The organism is Mesorhizobium sp. M1D.F.Ca.ET.043.01.1.1 (assembly GCF_003952385.1).
GTDB lineage: Bacteria > Pseudomonadota > Alphaproteobacteria > Rhizobiales > Rhizobiaceae > Mesorhizobium.
In genome coordinates, this window is record NZ_CP034444.1 from 1,988,768 (window position 1) to 2,006,589 (window position 17,822).

Below are 17,822 nucleotides of genomic sequence, written 5' to 3' on the forward strand. Positions count from 1 at the left end.
CCCCCCATCGGGTTCATGATGTCGGTTGAAGGTTTGTTCCGTCGGTGACGGGCCGGAGGGAGGCGGAGCCGACCGGAGGCGTGGAACAGAAAGGTAAGTTTCTCATGTCCACCGGTGAAACCCCAGCATTCACCTGACAAAATAAGTGAGTCGAGGGGCTGAAATTCCATGGGCTGCAGGGGGATGCCATCGGGCAAATCATCCTGTACCTGACGGACGAGGGCGCTCCGCCGTCGACGGCCGGACCCTTTCCGAACACGAAGAATATCCACATTCGGACTATTCACTTGTCGATACCAGACTGGCTGGCTGACGGGCCTTTTCTATTGGCCGAGTGACCTGACAATGCGGAGAACCTGCCGATCAAGAACACTCGGAGGACCTCAGCTGAAGCCCGAGCTGCGAACGGTTTGAACCTATCATCTTTCTTCGGATCGGCATGGTCCATGACGCCTTTGATCACGATCCACCGCTCGATTCCGGCGCTTCGGGCCACCTCTCCGATGACAGCCGCCTCCATTTCAAGCCCGAGAACCGAACGCACGCCCATGCGGGCGAGCATGTCCCAGGTTAGGCCGTCCTTGACAACCACATTTCCACTCGCAATTGGGCCCCGCTTGATGGCAAACGGCAACCGCGCGGGCGGGTCCACATCCATGAGTATCGAGCGTCGAACTTCGTTCTCACCTTTGCTGGTTAGCCGAAGAGCGTCGCCCTCTACAACGACAAGCGCATCGGCTTCGAGCGCTTCAACGGCAGCGCGCCATTTGCCCGGTTCGAAATAGCGTCGCCGAGCAGGATGCCTCTTTGGGTCACCCCCGCCATTGAGGCGTTCCATGATCCAGAAGCGTGCATCGGCATCGGTCGGACGTCCGTAGCTCGGCGTCGCTTCGGCGGAGAGCGCATCGGCTGCCCGTAGCCAGTCAATAGAAACAGGCGACTGTCGATGATCGCCGGTGAAGCCGCACTGATCGACCTTGCCCTCGTCATACTGGTACGTCATTTCGGAGACAACCACGTCGCCCAGCGCTAAATCCGCCGGGTTACCCGCGCACACGCCGCACATCACCAAATACCTTGGTCGTAAGCGCTCCGCCAACATCATCGCCAAGGCGCCTGTCCGGTTGGCCCCCATTCTCGTGGGCTTTGCCAAAGCCAGAGTGAACAGTGGTTCACCACCCGAAAAGAAGGTTCCAGCGAGATGGCAGGAACTGGAATCCTCGCGAAGGCGCCACTCGCGCACGCCGTTGTGCCCCGGCATGAGCGCCGTAAATGCGACTTTTGCAGCTACGAACTCTTCCTCTATCGCTGTAATCAGCAAAACATCCGTCCGCTCCCCGGCTATGACCTCGCTCTCCGCTTGCGTCCAACGTCGGAGCCGGAAGTGCCCCTTTGATAATTGACTCGTCCAATAATTTCCGCGGAGTTCGTTACCATCTTCGTAGAACCTCAATATAGCCGCGCCTTTGTACGGGCCATCATTGTTCACTTCAAGAAACTTAGGCTCAACTTCGTACAAATAATGAAGTACTGGACCACTCGAACCCTCACGTCCGTAGCGTGCGAAGATTGTGCGTGAGTCCGAGTTCTTGGATTGCACCTCCATGCTGATCCCGTTTGAGTCTTCGCGAATGATTGCGGCGGCTTTGACATCGCCGGTTTTCTCCCCACGCTGCCATGTAATGTTCATGCTCCAGCGGCCAGCAATATTCGGAAGGTTTGCATCGCCCAACGCGTGCACCACAGAACCATTATTATTCGGGCTCATCGGTCGCCTTGTCAAAAGTTGTGAACCTCGCGGCCTCTCTCGAAGACCGCCACGCCGTAATGCGTACTAGCCACGCCCGCCGCGAGGACAGCCGGTAACGCCGAACCGAATCGAGCAGCCCAATAGCGCCCGCCCCCATGCACCCGTGGCCCCGCTGCGGCTTCGTGCGCTATCGGTGGTGAGAAGTAGACGGATAGTCTCAACACGCGGAAATCAGACGAGAGCACATGAAACCCGTCATGGTAATCAGACGTCAAGCGCGAGATTTCGGTAAGAATCTTAGTTGTGCACGTATCGTTCGACGGTTCGAACGCCGGGCGGAGTGGCATGATGGGCAAATCGTCGGGAGCATTGCTCACCAGCACGCCTATGCCTGAGAATAGCTCTCCCCCCGCGCTTCTGACTTCATTCAGCAATTCTTGCAATCGTCTTGTCAGCATCACAGCTAGCGGTTGAAAAGGGCCTTGACCAGCGTCGGGCGCCACCTGGAAGGGAATCGAATGTCACTTTGGTGCAGCATTTCATGATATGCAGCTGTTAGAAATGGTTTGCCGTCGAGATTTGAGCACACTTGGACCCTATTCAAGTGATCCTAACGTATCGTGGCTGCGGTTATCGATATTGCCATCCCGCACGGCCCGTGCCGGCCGTAGCGTGGCCAAACATGACCATAGCAGAGCAGATAGCGCCGCGGAACAGGCCACTCGAAGATGAAGATTGAGCGGTGGCGTCCAAGTTTGTTCGTTTCCCACCGTGGAACGGATCTGGAGGCCGGTCCGCTTTTGGGCAGCGAGTCAACGTCCGCAATCGGTGCAAAGTACCGGGATGCTCTGCCTCGCGTATATGGCCTGCCGGGCACCATTTTGGCCGGCCGTCAAGAACGCGATCTTGGCAATGATCCAGGGGCAGCGATCACCGCCTCGCCCTCTACCGTGCCAGCCTCCCGTACGGCAGAATGTAGAGGTTGTTTGGTTCTAAAGGGTCACGGATGCGCCGCCTGATTGTTCGATACCTGAATGCCGAGCGCGAAACCTGGCTTGCGAAAGCTCCCCTGCTCGGCTGCGGCCGTGAAATAACGCACAGACGAAGCTCGATAGAGCGATGCGCCTTCGCCACCGAAGAACCTCATGCCTTCCTGGCTTCTGCAGAGCGCCGCTGGGGCTAAATGACCGAGGCGTAGTTTCGGAGTTCGGTCACCGTTTTGGTGAGCCCTTGCCGCTCGAGGGTATCGAGGTATTCCTCTGCCGTTCTCGGAGGGTTTTTCAAACGTTTACGACAACGCTGGGCCGCTACCACGACGGCGGCTGTATTCAGGCCAAACTGATGGAACAGAAATTCGTCCGGATGCAGAAGCTCTATCTGGAACTTGGCGAGATAGTCACGCGGAAAGTCTTTCAGATTGAAAGTGATGATGGCGTCACAAGCCGCATGGATAGCGGCTGCGAGAACATGTCTGTCGTCACCGTCAGGTAGTTTTAGACCCTCAATCAGGTCCTCGTAGCCTTCAACCGTGCAGTCAGGCACTGCCTGGTTCATCAGTTGTTTTGTCCGCAAAAGCTGCTCGGGCTTAAGGTCCTCGCGATTCTTAAGCACGTTGCGAATCCATTCGTCATGGATTTGTTCAGTCCATTTCGCGCGAAATAGCCCTCCCGCTGCAAGCTCCATCAGGAAGTCTCGCAGCGGGGCCGGGTATAATACGCAAGCGTCGAGAATGACGGTGTAACTGGACTTCCTAATAGCCCATCCCCAAATCCTGCGCTTGGGCTGCGAGTTCATCCATTACGCGCTGACGCTCTTCCTCAGTTGACCTACGGAATGCATCTAAATCTCGGAATTTGACCCGTCGATGAGTTCCTACCATATGGAACTTGACCTTACCCTCCTCGAGGAGTCGAACAAGATAAGGACGTGACACATTCAGGTAGTCAGCAGCCTCCTGTGTGGTCAGCTCGGCATGGATTGGGAACAGGGTAACGGCATTACCCTGTGCCATTTCGGTGAGCAAATGATAGAGAAGATCGTTCACTGCCTTAGGCAGGCGCAGCATCTCTCCCCCATCCACTTGGATGCGCAATTCAGCATCCTCGTGCTTGGCTCTAGAAAGGTGGCGGCTGGCCTCCGCAGCCAATTCGGCATCGTCGGCCGAAGGCAATATCGGTCGTTCGAGCAGCGTAGTCATGGTCGTCTTCCCTGTGTTCCACGGATATAGCACCACGAATCAGCAATCGCAATATCCGAAATAACCGAAACAAATGAACGAATCGTCGCCCTTTTTGTTCCCATTCCCAGAGAATGGCCAAGGACGAGCTTTGCATCCGACGTTAACGCATGACGCTCGTGTTTGGTGCAGGTCTTTGCTGACGTCCGAACGTGCCGCCCAGGAAACAAAGAGGAGAGTTCACCACGTCCGAGATAAGTCGCCGCATCAACGAACTACGAGAGCTGACTGATGCGCAACACGAAATGGCGGAAGCAGCCCGCGACTGCGACAGAGCCAATCGAGCCGAGGAAGGGGCCCTAGCTGGCCCACGCCTACTGGCCGCTCAGGAGGGTGATCGCTTGGCTAGGGCCGGATCTGCTGGAGTCGAGATATGCGGCGAACTCGACCCGGAACATGTCCCGGCGCTTCTCCGCTCGACAATGTGGAAGGCATGACCGACCCGCGCGCAGCCGGTCAGCCCCTCAGATCACCCGAAGCTCGCCGGCCGACGTTTTTCCGGAACGTTTGTCCTGCACCAGTTCGTAACTGACCTTCTGCCTGTCTTGAAGCCACGTAGGCCGGAGCGCTCCACCGCAGAAATATGCACGAATACATCCGGGCCGCCCTGATCTGCTGAATGAAACCAAAACCCTTTTGCGATTTGTTGTCTTAGAGATCGAGATCAACGCGTTCCGACGCAGGTTTCGCAATCTCAGCCATGCGAAGTTTGTTGATCCTCTCTAGAAAGGTCTCCTCTCGACCCTCGCCCATGTGTTTCTGCACGAACCTCAAAGCAGCTGCGTTACTGCCGTACACGTAGTCGGTGGCATTGTTCACAATGTGCTTATTAACCGCTGTCACGAAGTCCCACGGCCGCTTATCAAACAGATGTCGCCTGAACTCTTCCGTCTTCGTGGCTATGAAGACCCGGTGGGGGCCAATGGGCAGGATAATGTGCGCCTTAGGGCCGGTCATCCCGACAGAGGCAATTATCGGACGATCTGAGGTGACGAATTCACGCTCGCCATAGACATTGCTCGCCGTCCACTGCAATTGCCCTATGGCCTTAATCGCAGCTTCGACTTGGATCATGCCGCTTAACGCGATCATCGCAGCCCTCTCGTCAAACGTCGGCCCGAGCAGCCTTAGATAATCCTCCACCGTTTGGGGGTTGCCCATCATTCCGGACCGCTTGAAAGCGGCCTGCAAGCTTGGGAGATCCGAAAACCAATCGTGCTTGACGTAGTGCTTTAGCCGTCTGATATCAGCCGGCATGCGCATCATCAGCGAAAGCAGGTATTTGATCCACGCTACCGCTTCCTTGGGCGTCGCATCGCTATCAAACCTCCCCATCATCAGACGCCGCATAGCAGCCGCCGCTTCCGTGTCGACCGGTCGAGTGAACTCTGTCTCGAAGAGGTTCGCGACCTTCTCCGGCAAACCCTCCACGGCATAGAGGCCGTTGATGTAACCAACGGCACTCGGATGTCGGCGCAAGGCCTTGACCTCCTTGTCGTTTGGCCTCGGCCTACTGAACTGAACGACGCGCCCATCAGCACCAGCCCATTCCTTCAGGTAGAACACCGGAAGGAAGTGGTGCTTGTTGGGATAGTTCTGCTTGAACTCCTTGCGCATGCAGCGTCTATATCGTGCTATACCCTCCCCTTGATACGGCCACTGTCGGCCGCCGAGCACCGATCTCGCGGAATACCCGGCCTGCCGAAGGTCAGCGCCACGCGGAATCTCGGCAGCTCGTCATCTCGAGTCAGGCATGCTGGCGCTTTTCGAGGAAATATCTCCAGGTCGGTAGCTGACAAAAAGAGAAATAAGCTGGCGGGTCGGATCGCTCCAGCCCGCCCTTCTCATCAACGCAGCACGCCGTTTTTCTTTGCCATCCATGTCGCGATAACATCCATGAGTGCCGAGAGGCAGTCATAGGGCTCAAGGCCGAGCTCCCTGAGTTTTGCACGGATACCATCCATCTCAGATGGATTTACACCGCCTTCGATCACCGAAGATACGAAAGCTGTGAAACCAGGTCCGGCCAATTGCCGTCTTCGAACAAGTTCCGGGTGGCTAAAGGACGCCGGGAGAACAGTCGCTGAGAGAGCACTATGCCGACGCGATCGCCCAATTTTCAAATGCTGCGGCGACGAGTGCAGGACCGATGGCTCGGCGCTCGCGTTTCGATCTCTCGATAGCCCGGTCGATGAAGTCCATGGTGCTTGCGCCCGGCGCACGGGCGATATCGTCGACGACCCGCGGCTGGCCCCCGATGATGCTGAACTCCCGATCATCACGTTTTATTGTCTCGATGGGTACCTCGATCAAAGCAGTATACTGAGCCGCAGCCAGCTCCAACGTGAGAGGCGCAAGAAGGGTGTCCTGCCTATCCACGACGGCGTCGTCCTCCCAGCGTGGGATGAAGAGGTTCGCACCTGGAGTTGAGCCTAATGCCAGGAAGTCTTGGTATCTTTCGATCCAGTCATAGAAATCGGACAGGAGAAGTCTAGGCTTTCTCGTCCTGTTGTGCCGATCGATAGCAGATGCCATCCGACGAAGCATGGGAGCAACCGGAATCCAGTTTCGGAATGGTCCCTTTTCACCCTCTGCGGCCGGCAATTCCAAGCTTGCGGATCCAACTTCGATCTTCAATTTTTTCTTCGAGCGCGCTAGTATCGCACCGACCTCGATCATCGTGACTGCCTCGTCCAATCCGACAGAGCGGGATCCGTCATAGTCAAAAATGATACCTGCCCGCTCGTTCGCGAAATCGAGGTTCACCTCAAAGAAGTTGTTGGCAAGTCGTATTGGAGCTTTCTGTCCCCCTTCGACGAAGGGCGGCACCACATACATCTTGACCGCAAACTTGGTCCAAGTTCCATCCTCGATGTCCTGAAGTTCAATCGATGCGGCCATGAGTGGTGGCGCGTCAAACTCAAGGATCGCCCTTTGGAAGAAATCGGTATCGTTGTCGAGGGGTATGCCAAACCGCCGGCGCTCGAGGGTCAGATGCTCGATATCGATTTCCCGCCGTTTGCCCAGGAATAGGTCGTGAATCTTATCGTGCCCATCCTCTCCGGGAACAAAAAAACTGCCGAGGATCGAGCCATCTTCAAAGCCACACGTCTGCCGCTCGCGGATCTTTGTTTCTATGTAAGTAGAATACGACCCCGAGATCATTACATTGAGGGCGTCCGATAATCCCTCGCCGGCGTTCCCCAGTTCAACGGCACGATCGAGGGGTACGGGAACGGTTATCTTGTGAAGCTTGCGGTTGCCGCGGGACTCTTCCCGTCTGACCCGGCGCAATGTTTTATGGATGATAACCTCATCCACCGGAACGATCATACTACGGGTCGGCAGTCTGCTCCCGCCGCCGAATTCAAGCACGACGATGGCAGCTGGAAGATCTGCGTCCACCAGATGCTTTAAAGCCGAGAGCTTGATGCGGGGTGCCTCCCCGGCCCGATCCGTCGATTTGACCTGGACGAGAAACTTCGCAAGGTCGTTTTGTCCGTCGAGCGGCCGGTCCGACGCTCGCACAGGTTCCCGTTCGAGAAGAAAATCCCAACCTAATCTGTCGACCGCGGACTTCTGGGCGCGAAACCCTTCCGGCTGGCACCAGCTGAGAAACTGGTTTTCTCCTATTGTGCCGACATCACGCTCGTCCATACACTCACTTCTCCGGAACATCATGCGCCGAGCGGCGTTCCTAACAGCCCTCTTCGCTCACTATGTCTCGCCGCGCTGTTAAACGTACCTCGGCCTTCGCCGCCGAATTCACCGCTCCAGCCTCACCCTCAACCGCCGCGCCCGTTCCTTGAAGGCTTCCTCGCCGCCTTCCAGAATGTCGCAGACCTGCTTGCGCATGTCGGCATCTTCGAGGCCGCCGGAAACATAGGTGATTGGCGGCAATTGGCCGAGGGTGTGGGTGCCAGCATTTGCAACGATGATCTGGTCCGCGTCCGTGTTTATAACGAGATTGGCATTGTGCGTGACCATGATGACCTGGCGCTTCGCTTTGGCGACATGAACAGGCTGACGAGTTCATCGAAGATGGATTTCGGATCGAGATTTTCCTCCGGCTGATCGATGATCAAGGGCCGATGATCGCTTTCGTCGAGCGCGAGATAAAGCAGCAGCAGGACTATGCCGCGTGTGCCCGGCGAGAGCTTGGTGATGTCCGTACCCTCATAGTCGATCCCGTACTCGATCTGAATGTGATCGGTGCTGAACAGCCACTTGGCAAACCGCATCAGCCAGGCTCGGTATGCCGCCTGATCATTGGACGCCACGTTGGCGACAGCGAGCAACTCGTCCTGCCAGGCCTCGGTGAAGCGCTGGATCGCTTCGTCAACCACGGCGACGTCCCCTTCCTCCCACGCCTTCCGCAGATTGGTGTTTGCCCACTGTTCGAGTGTGCCCTTGCCCTTGAAATCACCGGCGCGGCGAAGATCGAAGAGCTTCTCGCCAAGCGAAGCCCATTGCTTCACATCGGCATGCCGTTTTGCGGAAAAGGAGAGCTTCTGCAGCGTGCCCTTCGCGGTCTGAAGGCGATCAACCAATGGCTTATAAAGGTCGCGCAAGACTTGTTCTTCGGCGATGATCGAACCCAACACGCGAAGATAGGTTTCCCGCCGCTGCTTGCTTAGTTCAGCCATCCGTTCCGCCGCCCCTTCGCAATCCGATAGGCTTTGGCGCGTGTTCTCGATCTGCGTATTTTCTTCCGCGATCCGCTTGACAAGGTTGCCGAACTTGGTCGCTGTCTCGGTGTCGATGTTGATGAGCGCCTGTAATCGCACTGCCTCTGCCTCAAGGACTGCCAGTGGCATTTTCTCGGGATCGGCATCCGCCGCGAGATATGATTGGTTGGGGTCGGTCAGAGGCGTTGGCGCAACGCCGCGCCAACCAGCCGCGTTCTTGCGCGCGGTGTCGATCCGGGCCGCAAGCGCAGCATCGACGTCACCATGATATTCGAGAAGGAACGCCTTCCAGTCGGCGTCATCCAGTCGAGCAGCAACGAAACTCGCCTTGGTCTGGCGGAGCGCTTCGGGCGCCTTATTCTGCCGGAACGCTTTCACCTCATCCTGAAGGGCGAGAAGAGACGTTTCCTGATTTGCGAAGAAGCGTAGATAGGAACGGACCTTTTCGGCCGCGTTGGCGATGATGGTGAGACGGTCGGCGCGCGCTTCGCTGCCTTTGACAATGAGCTTGTCCCGATCCGCTTCCAAGCCCTTGACCGTCTGTTCCTTTTGGGTGAGCTGCTGCTTGAGCCCCGGAATCTGGCGCCTTTTTTCACGCTCGAGACCGATCCCATCCGACAAGGTTCCGATGGCCTCTTCCTCGCGCTCACGAGCCAGACGATGTCGTGTGGCGCGCAGATCGAGAAGCTGATCGAACCGGAATGTCCCATCCTTCTCTGGATGCGCCTCAAAGATTACGCGCTCGATCTCTCTGAGCAGGGCATCGGTTATGCCATCGGCTGAGCAAAGTTCCTCGACGAACTTCTGTGAAAGATATCGTGCCCGGGGAAACCGTCCGTCCAGTTCTGGATCGTATTCATAGTCGAGCAGATCGCGCGACGAAGGATCGCCACTTCCCCAATCCAGCTTAACACTGGCGCCGTTCAAAAGGTCTCCGGCGCGAACGAGAAAGGAAGCGGGGCTGAGATGTTAGGAGGCCGCATCGCAGCCGGCGGCGATGGCGTCAGCAAGCGCGGTCTTGCCGGATCCGCGAGCACCGATGATCGCGACCAGGCCGGGATTGAGCTCTATCGTTGGTGTCACCGCCCAAGCGGCATCTCGGATCGCCACGCGGGAAATCACCTGCGACGGCGTCGCCCGAATGGGAGGCGCCGCGCCGACGAACGCTCGCCCAGCTGGGTCAATCACGGCTTGGCGTAAAGAATCGAAATGCGCTCCGCCCTTAACCCAGGAGTAACGATCGCCATCCGGCGCGCCGATTTTCCCTGTCTCGTGCGCGTCGCTGCCATGCAGACATGGCTTAAGAGCTCCATACCGGTAACGGATATCATCGGGGCTGGCGCTTGCCTTTCTGCCCAACCAGAAATCGCGTTGAGTGGCACTGCTGGCGAAGATGACGTCCGCGAACCGCTCGACCTCTTGTCTTTGAGCGCCCTCCGCCTCACCCCGCATGCCGGACGTACCGTCATGTTCGCTGCCGGCAACAGCGATGAGAATGTTGTTTTTGGCCCAGTCGATGGCGCGATAGAGTTCCGCCAATTGTTCGAAGCTGACCTTGAATTGGGTGCCCCGCGGGCGAGCGCGGCTCGTCCCGCCAGGCCGGCGTCGATTTTCGAACCGAGGCGCGCCAATTCGTCGGGCGTACAGGCGAACCTGTCTCCGGAATATTCAAAAGTCAGCTGTGAGAGGAACCGCTGTGTCGCGCCGATGTGATCCGGATCCTCGGGACTGACGAGAAGATGGCAATTAACCCAGTTGCCCTTCACCGTCCCGAAAGCCAAACGCAGCTCGACATTCGGAAATACGAGATCGACGCCGGCGAGACGCCCATCACGGTACTTCGCATCGCGAACTCGCTTATAGGTATCGAGCAGATAGTAGTCGGTCACACCCAGCGCGCGGATCGCAGGCGTTGTCGCCTCGATTTTCGAAAGATATTGGTCCCAGGTGTCCGAGCCTTTGAACTGGTCATTGAGCACCGTCCCCGGCGCATGAATATGTGGCTCCCACCGGAGCCATCGCGATCCCGAGTTTCCCACATTACCCCCACTGCACAATCGATTGTCTCTAAATGAAGCCAGCCCGCCGTCAGGAGGCTGGTTCCGATCCCCGTCGCCGTTCTTCCGAGCTCTTCAGCAGCCGAACGACATTGGGATGCATCCCTGCTTCCTCGGCACGCTTCCAAGCACCCTTATCCGGCCATTTCTCATTGACGGCCAACGGATAGTTCGCCAGCCACGCATCCATGTCGTATCCCTCAGCCGGCAAAGTGACTTCGACATCCGGATCTACAGAAAGATGCTCTGGCAGGAGATAGGTGAACAGGTTGCTGGGTAGTCCTTCGACGGAGCGGAGGCGGAAGCCAGAGCCGGTCTTCGTCAGTATCGCGCGTGCCTCGCCGAAGCCGGCGCCTACTGCACGCAGGATCGTGTCGTAAGTCATGACCTGGATCTGTTTGTCGGCGCGCAAGGCGGCCAGACGCTTTCGCCGGGCTTCGTTGCTGTCTTTTTCGGCTGAACGGCCGATGACCAGGACACATTCGAGCGATACGGCGTTCCGGCGCATGCCGGGCGGAACGAGCAGATGTTCAAGCGAGTCCAGAACAGTTCGGCGGTTTTCGTTCCAGAATTCCCGCCATACGTCGACCTGCGCGATCGCGTCGTTCATCTCAGCGGTGAAGCCGACATGCTTGCTGGATTGGGTGAAGAGCTTCTTACCTGCGTCTTCGAGTTCCACAAGAACGAGTTTCCATTCATCCGACGATTTCGCCAGATAGGCATAATCGGCAATTCGCTCCCCGATCGGGAATTTGGAAATAATGCTGTTCAGGTGAAGACGGTGGTTGAGCAAACCGGGCGTCGGCAGAAAGGTCGTATGTTGCTCGAGGAAAGCCTGTATGGCGTTCTCTTGTCGGCCGGGTTTGGAAAGCAACGCCTTGAATTCTTCAATATGCTTGTTGTCGACCAGCGATTTCATGAATGGATGCCCCCTCTGAAGTGCGACAAAGCGTTCGCGTGTACAAACGAAATTTGCAACAGATTTCCTTGCCCATGGGTGAAGCTCGAACTTGGCGGTCGCGGGGAACCTCGCCGAAAAGAAACGGCTACCGGTCGGACCGGCACGAGCGAGAAACTCGCATCTATGTGACCCTGCTGCTCATGGGGGCCGAACTCGCTGCATGTACATGCCGCATGGGGCAGGCCAAAGGATAAGGAGCTCGGAATACCGGACGCGTACGAACGGTCAAAGCGCTTTTACAGACCAACGCGGCGTGGCGGCCGGCTTTGTAGCTCGTATCGCCACAGCGATAGGTGTCCATTTGAGCCGCTCGCCACGTTTGCCTGCCAACTCCTTCGGTCCTTCTACCAACAGGCGATCTGCGGCGGACTCGTGTTCCAGCTTAGCGGCGGCAGTCGCCTGGTTCGAACCGTGGTTCCGATGGCGTTCCGAAGCATTGCTGATGCGACGTATCTATCGAACTGTGGCGGAACCTCCACCAGAAAGTTGAATCCAGCAACGTTCGGCAATTCTGTCATAGCCCCACCCAACGCGATAATGCGCGGCGTGACCCAAGCAATCAATCAGGGATTTGGAAAACCCACTAAACCGGTGCCATTGGTCATTGAGAAAATCGCCTCGACAATGTACCTGCACAGATTGCACAACACGGGGGATCACTGGAACTGATGAACAATAAGGGAAAGCAGCATGACCACATCCGTTCAGCAGCAAGAGAACGGCGATCTCATATCACTCGCCGCTGACATAGTTTCGGCCTATGTGTCGAACAATCCGGTCCCAGTAGCGGAACTGCCAAATCTGATCGGTGATACTCACGCTGCCTTACAGCGGATCGGTACGCCTGATGCCGAGACTGCCACCCCGCAGGAGCCGGCGGTTTCGATAAAGAGATCGGTGACACCGGATCATATCGTCTGCCTTGAGGACGGAAAGAAATTCAAATCTCTGCGACGCCATCTCAACGTCCACTATAATCTCACTCCGGATGAGTATCGGCAGAAATGGAAATTGCCTTCTGATTATCCAATGGTGGCACCGAACTACGCTGCAGCCCGCTCTGCACTGGCAAAAGCAGCCGGGCTGGGCCGAAAGCCTTCAGGACCGCTCGATGAGCCCAAGAAAAAAAGCGGAGGCCGTACCGCGGCAGCAGCAACTAAGTCATCGGTTGCAAAGTCGCCTGCCAAAAAGCCGCGTGTTCCCGCATAAGGGCTGCTCTCGATAAGGGCACGGGACGGCGCGAGGAGCGAAAGGCCCACGCCTTTCCTCCTCGATCGCCCGATGGAACGTGCGGGATTCCACACACGCTCACGCTTTGGAGTTCGGTCAAACGCCACGACAAGGACATCGACAGTACGACCGCCAAGTCATTCGAGGTCGACGACCTGAATTATGAAAGTGCAGCTCGCGCGCGCCTTTGGCTGTTCGGCGAACAGGCGCGAAATGAAGACGTCCGAATACAGGTCACCGCGCGAGGTCTCCCCGCGGTCTAGTCATCGCGCTTCCGCGTGCTCGGTCTGCCGGAGCGTTCGCCCGTCATGATCCGGCGCGTCCGGTGTTCAACGGAATCAATTGTTCCGATCCCCTCTCGGCACTTGCCACAGCTCTCGAACATGTCGATCGACGTGCATTCGGCAGGATCGTCACCGATGTGGCGTAAGGCGCTTCATAGGGCGCGTTCGCGCCCCGAAATCCTGCTGTGCGGATTAACGACGCCACGGATTTGCGGGGAAAGCCGTCGCCTGCGCCCGAGCCTGCGGTCTCGGCCGCCCCCTTCTGCGGGTCCGGCTGCCCGGCAACGCCCCGCCAAGAGAGTGAGAGTGCGGAGCACTCGCTCGCAAAGAGTGAGATGGAAGACGTGAAGACGTACGTGGAAGCCGGGCGAGCGCATGAGAGTCTGCCGGCCGGCACTGAAGGCAGGTTATATCGACGTGTTCAAATCTATGGCCGCTGCCGCCAGCCGTGACGAGTCGATAGACTACCGGCCATCTGCGATCTGCAGGCTGAATTCCGGCTGCGCAAAGCGGAGCCGCCGCTTGATGAGATCGGGGAGGAGATGGCGGCGATCACAAAGATGACATCAAGGTGTATCGCAACCTGGCGTCGGAACAGATTGACAAAGCAGGCGGTGAGATCATCGAAGCATATTTCGCGGATTTAGATAAACGGCAGTGAGACGGCCAGACGTTGAAATCCCTCAGCCCCTTGGCTTGTTCGCTGGCGATCTCCTCATTCGCAGCGTCGAGTACCTGGATGCGTTCGAAGTGCTGGTGGAGCCTGCGCAGCCCGTGCGCCATTTCGCGAGCCACTTCCTCTTGGCTCACTCCTTGGAGTTGGCCCTGAAGTCGTTCCTTGCAGCCAGCGGGACGTCAAAGGCCGACATCTTCGATCTGGGACACCGGCTCAAAAGGATACTCAAGCGGTGCAAGACCAAGGGGCTGCCCGAGGTCAATTTGCTTTGCGAACTGGTAGCGCAGATGGAGCCGATGAATAAGCTGCACGATTTTCGCTACCCCGCGGGTTATCATTTGGTGCTGCCCTTCACGGACGAAAGTCTCACAGTTGTGCGTTCCCTCCACCGAGCGATCGCCCCGAAAGTCCAAATGGAGCGTGTGAAGGCAACGCTTCAGTTCGCGAGTGACACGCGACACCTAATGGGAAAGAAGGTCGCTCGACTGACCGCGATCTTTGCCGCCACTGCCTTATGCCGCCCTCGCCTCGATCGCCCTCCGGCGGGCTTCCCTAGGGCGAGGGACACCTTTGTCCATGAATCCGCTACAATCCCTGATGAACTTGGTGTCGGCACTCGATGGTGGGGAAAATGAGCGCTCGTCTTCTGCGCATGGCGCCTTCGGTCATCGCCGCGGTGACTGTAGCCCGCGCGGCGCACTCCGAAACGCCGAAAGAGGCTTATGAAGCCTGTCTTGCCGCCGCCATGAACAAGATACTGCCAACTAATTGCGGCCGCCCCGACGTGATCGCCAGAATGATAGCGTTCCAGTGCAATCAGCAACTGCTGGCGCTGGTGGGATCTATGCCTTCGGCGAAAACCGTCGACATGGCTGCCCTCCCGGTAATGGGCTCTCCCGATGAGACCGAGGAGATAACAGCTTACAACAATGGGTTCGCATGGAGTGCATAATTAATCAGCCCATGGCCGTCCCGCTCTACATCGCCGCAATCGGCCTTGCGATGCTCGCCAGCGCGATCTGGTCTTTTCGCCGTGGTAGCTTCCTTGGGTGCGCGGCGTGGCTCCTGATGGCTGCGCTATGTGCTTATGCGCTGATGCTGTCCCCGGCTCACTCAGGGCCGGCCAAGACCCCCATCGCACGTTGCACAAGCTTCCTGCGCGTGTTCGTGCTCCCCCTTCATGGAGGGCTGAAATACAGCCTCATCAAGGCGACACAGCAGGGAGATCCGCCGACCGTGACGATCGAGTTGAGACCCGCAACAAATTGCGTTCTCCAGGTCGACCGATCGGCGCCTGCGAGTTCGACCGAGATCGGCGCCATATCAAGTTTGTATACGTTGGACGGACAGCGTAGCCAGATCATCTACGACTAGGAGAGGCGCGTTTACACCGCCTCCGCGTCCGGTGCGCTCTGGCGCTTCCCTGTGGCCCACTGCATGCTGGCGCAATCAAAGAGCAAGGATCGTCTATGCCCAAGGGAGCCGACTTTCAGGATGATGATATAGTGGTCATCTCGCGCGACCCGCTGATAGGCAAGTTGCTGCTGATCACGGAAGATGACGAAGAGATCGAGCTTCACCTCGAGAGGGACAGCGCCGAAGCATTGGTTGGCGCGCTGGCCGCCTTCCTGGCCGAAGGCGAAGGCAAGGATAGGCCGAGAAGGCTCACCTGAATCCTACGCCGCCCTCGCCTCGATCGCCTCTGGTGGGCTTCCCTGGCCAGCGCCAGGGCCCCTACGGGTGATCGCGACACGGCCCTAAGCACCGATGGTGTCTGCCATAAGGTACCAGCCGGCTGTATGAACGCCAATCCTGCCGCTCCAGCCATGGGAGGCTTGACGGCCACTGACAGGGTTGCGAGCACCAACATGAAAAACGTCGACGAGCGCATGAGACAGAAACGGGGTTCCTCGCTGCAGCGGCAACTCACATTGGCGTGAGTTCCTCTCGCCGCTGTCCTACACCGCTGAAGCGTCCGGCGCGCTCCTGCCGGCGGCCTGAATTTGGGCAACCATTCGCGCCTGCACGGCGATGCGCACCCGGTCGAGCGCTTCCTGCTGCGCGCTCCCGCTCGAGCCGATAGACGTCGGGCAGCGGTTGCCAGTCGGCTGGCCTGTGCTTCATGCACCACTGCGGCCGGCGATAGCCCCAGTGCTCGATCGCGACGAGCTCACTGCCATCGAACCAGCACGAGACGTTGAGCTTTGGGAAACGCAGCACCCGGGCCAAGTCGCCCAGAGGCGCAAGCGACGAAAAAATGGCCCAGACGATCCGGTTCGCGATCTTTGCGGCGTCGGCCGCTCTCGCTGGCTTGACCTTTTCTGTCCTGCATTCCTTCTGGACGTGGGCTACGCCGCTCCTGTCGTTTCCGCACGGCATCCCGGCTGACCGTGATACCCAGAACCCGGCCGACGACGGCGCCTTTGATTACCCGGATAAATGTAAAGGTTCAATAATTGCTGAATATTCCACCGATCAGTTTAATAGGGATTTTTCTTCCGGACCATGGCCGACACAACAAGTTAATCTGATGAGATTCTGGTGTGGCATTGACGATGCTGCCAAGGCCGCACGAGATGTCCAAAAGGTATCCGATCGAAAAGGAGGTCCGCACGGAACCTCGGTAATCCAGATTCCCTGTTAGAAGCTCGACGCCTTGCCCATGAACCTTCGTCAGGCCTTCGCGGAATAGGCTCAATTCAGTGCGGCAACACACTGAAGACTGCGACCACAAGAACCGCGGCGACCAGCGCTAGAACGATTGCAGCGAGCCGTATGCGTTTGACCCAGACTTGGCGAGCGGATCGAGCGGCCATGCCTGCGGCTGCGCCAGGCAGAAGGCTTGCTGGAATCGGTGCTGCAACTGATGGGGCTGGCGCTCGCTGTCCCCGATCATACCACCCTGAGCCGTCGGGCGCGGACATGGCAATCGCCCAACAAACGGCATGATCGCCAGGTTCCGCCGGAGGGACCAGTGCATGTTCTTGTCGGCAGCACCGGCGTGCAGGTCTACGGCGCGGGTCAGTGGCTCAAGGAGAACCACGGCGCCAGATCCCGTCGCAGTTGGCGCAAGCTGCATCTGGCACTGGATGCCGACAGCGGCGAGATCATTGCCCATACCCTGACTGATCAGGCGATGTCTCTCAAGTTGAGCCACTACTCGACCAGATTGGCGGTCCGATCGGACAGTTTACTGCTGACGACGCCTATGACGGAAAACCGACTTACGACGCAGTCATCGATCATAGCGCTGCCGCCGCAATCGTCATTCCGCCTCGCGTCAACGCGGTCGAACCATTCGACGATAGACCTTCCGGCCAAAGGGACCAGCATATCGCCGCAATCGGCAGAGACGGCCGGATGAAATGGCAGGTCTCCAACGGTTATGGCAAACGCTCGCTGGTCGAGACCGCCATAGGGCGATACAAGTCCACCATCGGGCGGCGTTTGCGGGCACGGTCGCTTCCCGTTCAGAAGACCGAAGTCGCCATCGGCTGCGCCGTCCTCAACCGCATGCTTGCCTGCGCACGCCCCGAAATCCGCCCGCCGCAAGGCGGCCACGGCATAGTCTGCCGCTTCAAAGATCGACATCCCTCAAGTCCGGACCCATGCACCAACGCCACGTTGATGGAGAAGATCCAGTACGTCGGTGCAGGCTTTCAGAGTTTGACGGAAGCGATCGACACCACGTCGCCGGAAGAGGGCATGATGATGCAGTTGTAGGAGCGTTCGCCGAATTCGAGCGCGCCAAGTTGCGTGAACGCACAAAATATGGTCTGGACGCCGCACGAAAGGATGGCCGCATTGGCGGGGCGCCGCCCCAAGCTCAAGGCGCGCCAAGAGCAGGAGATCGTGAATTTGGTGCGCACGGGCCAAAAGCTGGGCGATTCAAGGCTTCGTATCGAGCAGGCCGCTGGCAGGCGGATTGACTAAAGTTCAG

13 protein-coding genes and 4 pseudogenes are annotated in these 17,822 nt (G+C 58.0%); 8 read left to right on the forward strand and 9 right to left on the reverse strand.

Annotated features, from left to right (window positions below; translation table 11 throughout):
• Positions 1-283 precede the first annotated feature (283 nt).
• From EJ067_RS09900 to EJ067_RS09940, 9 genes and pseudogenes are all read right to left on the reverse strand, one after another.
• Positions 284-1,768, reverse strand: coding sequence for a hypothetical protein (locus tag EJ067_RS09900; protein ID WP_126078905.1), 1,485 nt, complete (start codon positions 1,766-1,768; stop codon positions 284-286).
• Between the two features lie 1,161 nt (positions 1,769-2,929).
• Complete coding sequence (locus EJ067_RS09905) at positions 2,930-3,433, reverse strand: PIN domain-containing protein (RefSeq protein WP_245467204.1); 504 nt, start codon at positions 3,431-3,433, stop codon at positions 2,930-2,932.
• Positions 3,434-3,500: 67 nt separating this feature from the next.
• Complete coding sequence (locus tag EJ067_RS09910; RefSeq protein WP_126078907.1) at positions 3,501-3,947, reverse strand: helix-turn-helix domain-containing protein; 447 nt, start codon at positions 3,945-3,947, stop codon at positions 3,501-3,503.
• A 503-nt stretch (positions 3,948-4,450) separates the two neighbouring features.
• A pseudogene (locus EJ067_RS09915) lies at positions 4,451-4,629 on the reverse strand (cold shock domain-containing protein).
• 8 nt (positions 4,630-4,637) lie between these two features.
• Entirely contained in the window at positions 4,638-5,603 is a 966-nt protein-coding gene (locus EJ067_RS09920; protein WP_126078908.1) for a DUF4238 domain-containing protein, read from the reverse strand.
• Between the two features lie 230 nt (positions 5,604-5,833).
• Positions 5,834-6,013, reverse strand: a pseudogene (locus EJ067_RS09925) (aldehyde-activating protein); the annotation flags it as partial.
• A gap of 67 nt (positions 6,014-6,080) precedes the next feature.
• Entirely contained in the window at positions 6,081-7,643 is a 1,563-nt protein-coding gene (locus EJ067_RS09930) for a hypothetical protein (protein WP_126078909.1), read from the reverse strand.
• A 108-nt stretch (positions 7,644-7,751) separates the two neighbouring features.
• Positions 7,752-10,713: pseudogene (locus EJ067_RS35785) on the reverse strand (TrlF family AAA-like ATPase).
• 49 nt (positions 10,714-10,762) lie between these two features.
• Entirely contained in the window at positions 10,763-11,650 is an 888-nt protein-coding gene (locus EJ067_RS09940; protein WP_126078910.1) for a Shedu immune nuclease family protein, read from the reverse strand.
• Between the two features lie 732 nt (positions 11,651-12,382).
• Between EJ067_RS09940 and EJ067_RS09950 the strand changes: the two genes are divergently transcribed.
• The 8 genes and pseudogenes from EJ067_RS09950 to EJ067_RS35790 all read left to right on the forward strand — a co-directional run bounded on the left by EJ067_RS09950 (position 12,383) and on the right by EJ067_RS35790 (position 17,811).
• A complete protein-coding gene (locus tag EJ067_RS09950) occupies positions 12,383-12,901 on the forward strand; it encodes a MucR family transcriptional regulator (protein ID WP_126078911.1) in 519 nt (172 codons plus the stop codon).
• A 1,001-nt stretch (positions 12,902-13,902) separates the two neighbouring features.
• Entirely contained in the window at positions 13,903-14,517 is a 615-nt protein-coding gene (locus EJ067_RS09955) for a hypothetical protein (protein ID WP_126078912.1), read from the forward strand.
• Complete coding sequence (locus EJ067_RS09960; protein WP_126078913.1) at positions 14,514-14,834, forward strand: hypothetical protein; 321 nt, start codon at positions 14,514-14,516, stop codon at positions 14,832-14,834. Before EJ067_RS09955 ends, EJ067_RS09960 begins: the two co-directional genes overlap by 4 nt.
• Positions 14,835-14,845: 11 nt before the next feature.
• Positions 14,846-15,256 carry a hypothetical protein gene (locus tag EJ067_RS09965; protein ID WP_126078914.1) on the forward strand — a complete coding sequence of 137 codons (411 nt, stop codon included), beginning with the start codon at positions 14,846-14,848 and terminating at the stop codon, positions 15,254-15,256.
• Positions 15,257-15,351: 95 nt separating this feature from the next.
• Positions 15,352-15,555, forward strand: coding sequence for a hypothetical protein (locus EJ067_RS09970; protein WP_095811644.1), 204 nt, complete (start codon positions 15,352-15,354; stop codon positions 15,553-15,555).
• A gap of 584 nt (positions 15,556-16,139) precedes the next feature.
• Entirely contained in the window at positions 16,140-16,526 is a 387-nt protein-coding gene (locus EJ067_RS09975) for a hypothetical protein (RefSeq protein ID WP_126078915.1), read from the forward strand.
• Between the two features lie 174 nt (positions 16,527-16,700).
• A pseudogene (locus EJ067_RS09980) lies at positions 16,701-17,419 on the forward strand (IS5 family transposase); the annotation flags it as partial.
• Between the two features lie 71 nt (positions 17,420-17,490).
• Positions 17,491-17,811 carry a recombinase family protein gene (locus tag EJ067_RS35790; protein ID WP_348639277.1) on the forward strand — a complete coding sequence of 107 codons (321 nt, stop codon included), beginning with the start codon at positions 17,491-17,493 and terminating at the stop codon, positions 17,809-17,811.
• The last annotated feature ends 11 nt before the right edge of the window (positions 17,812-17,822 follow it).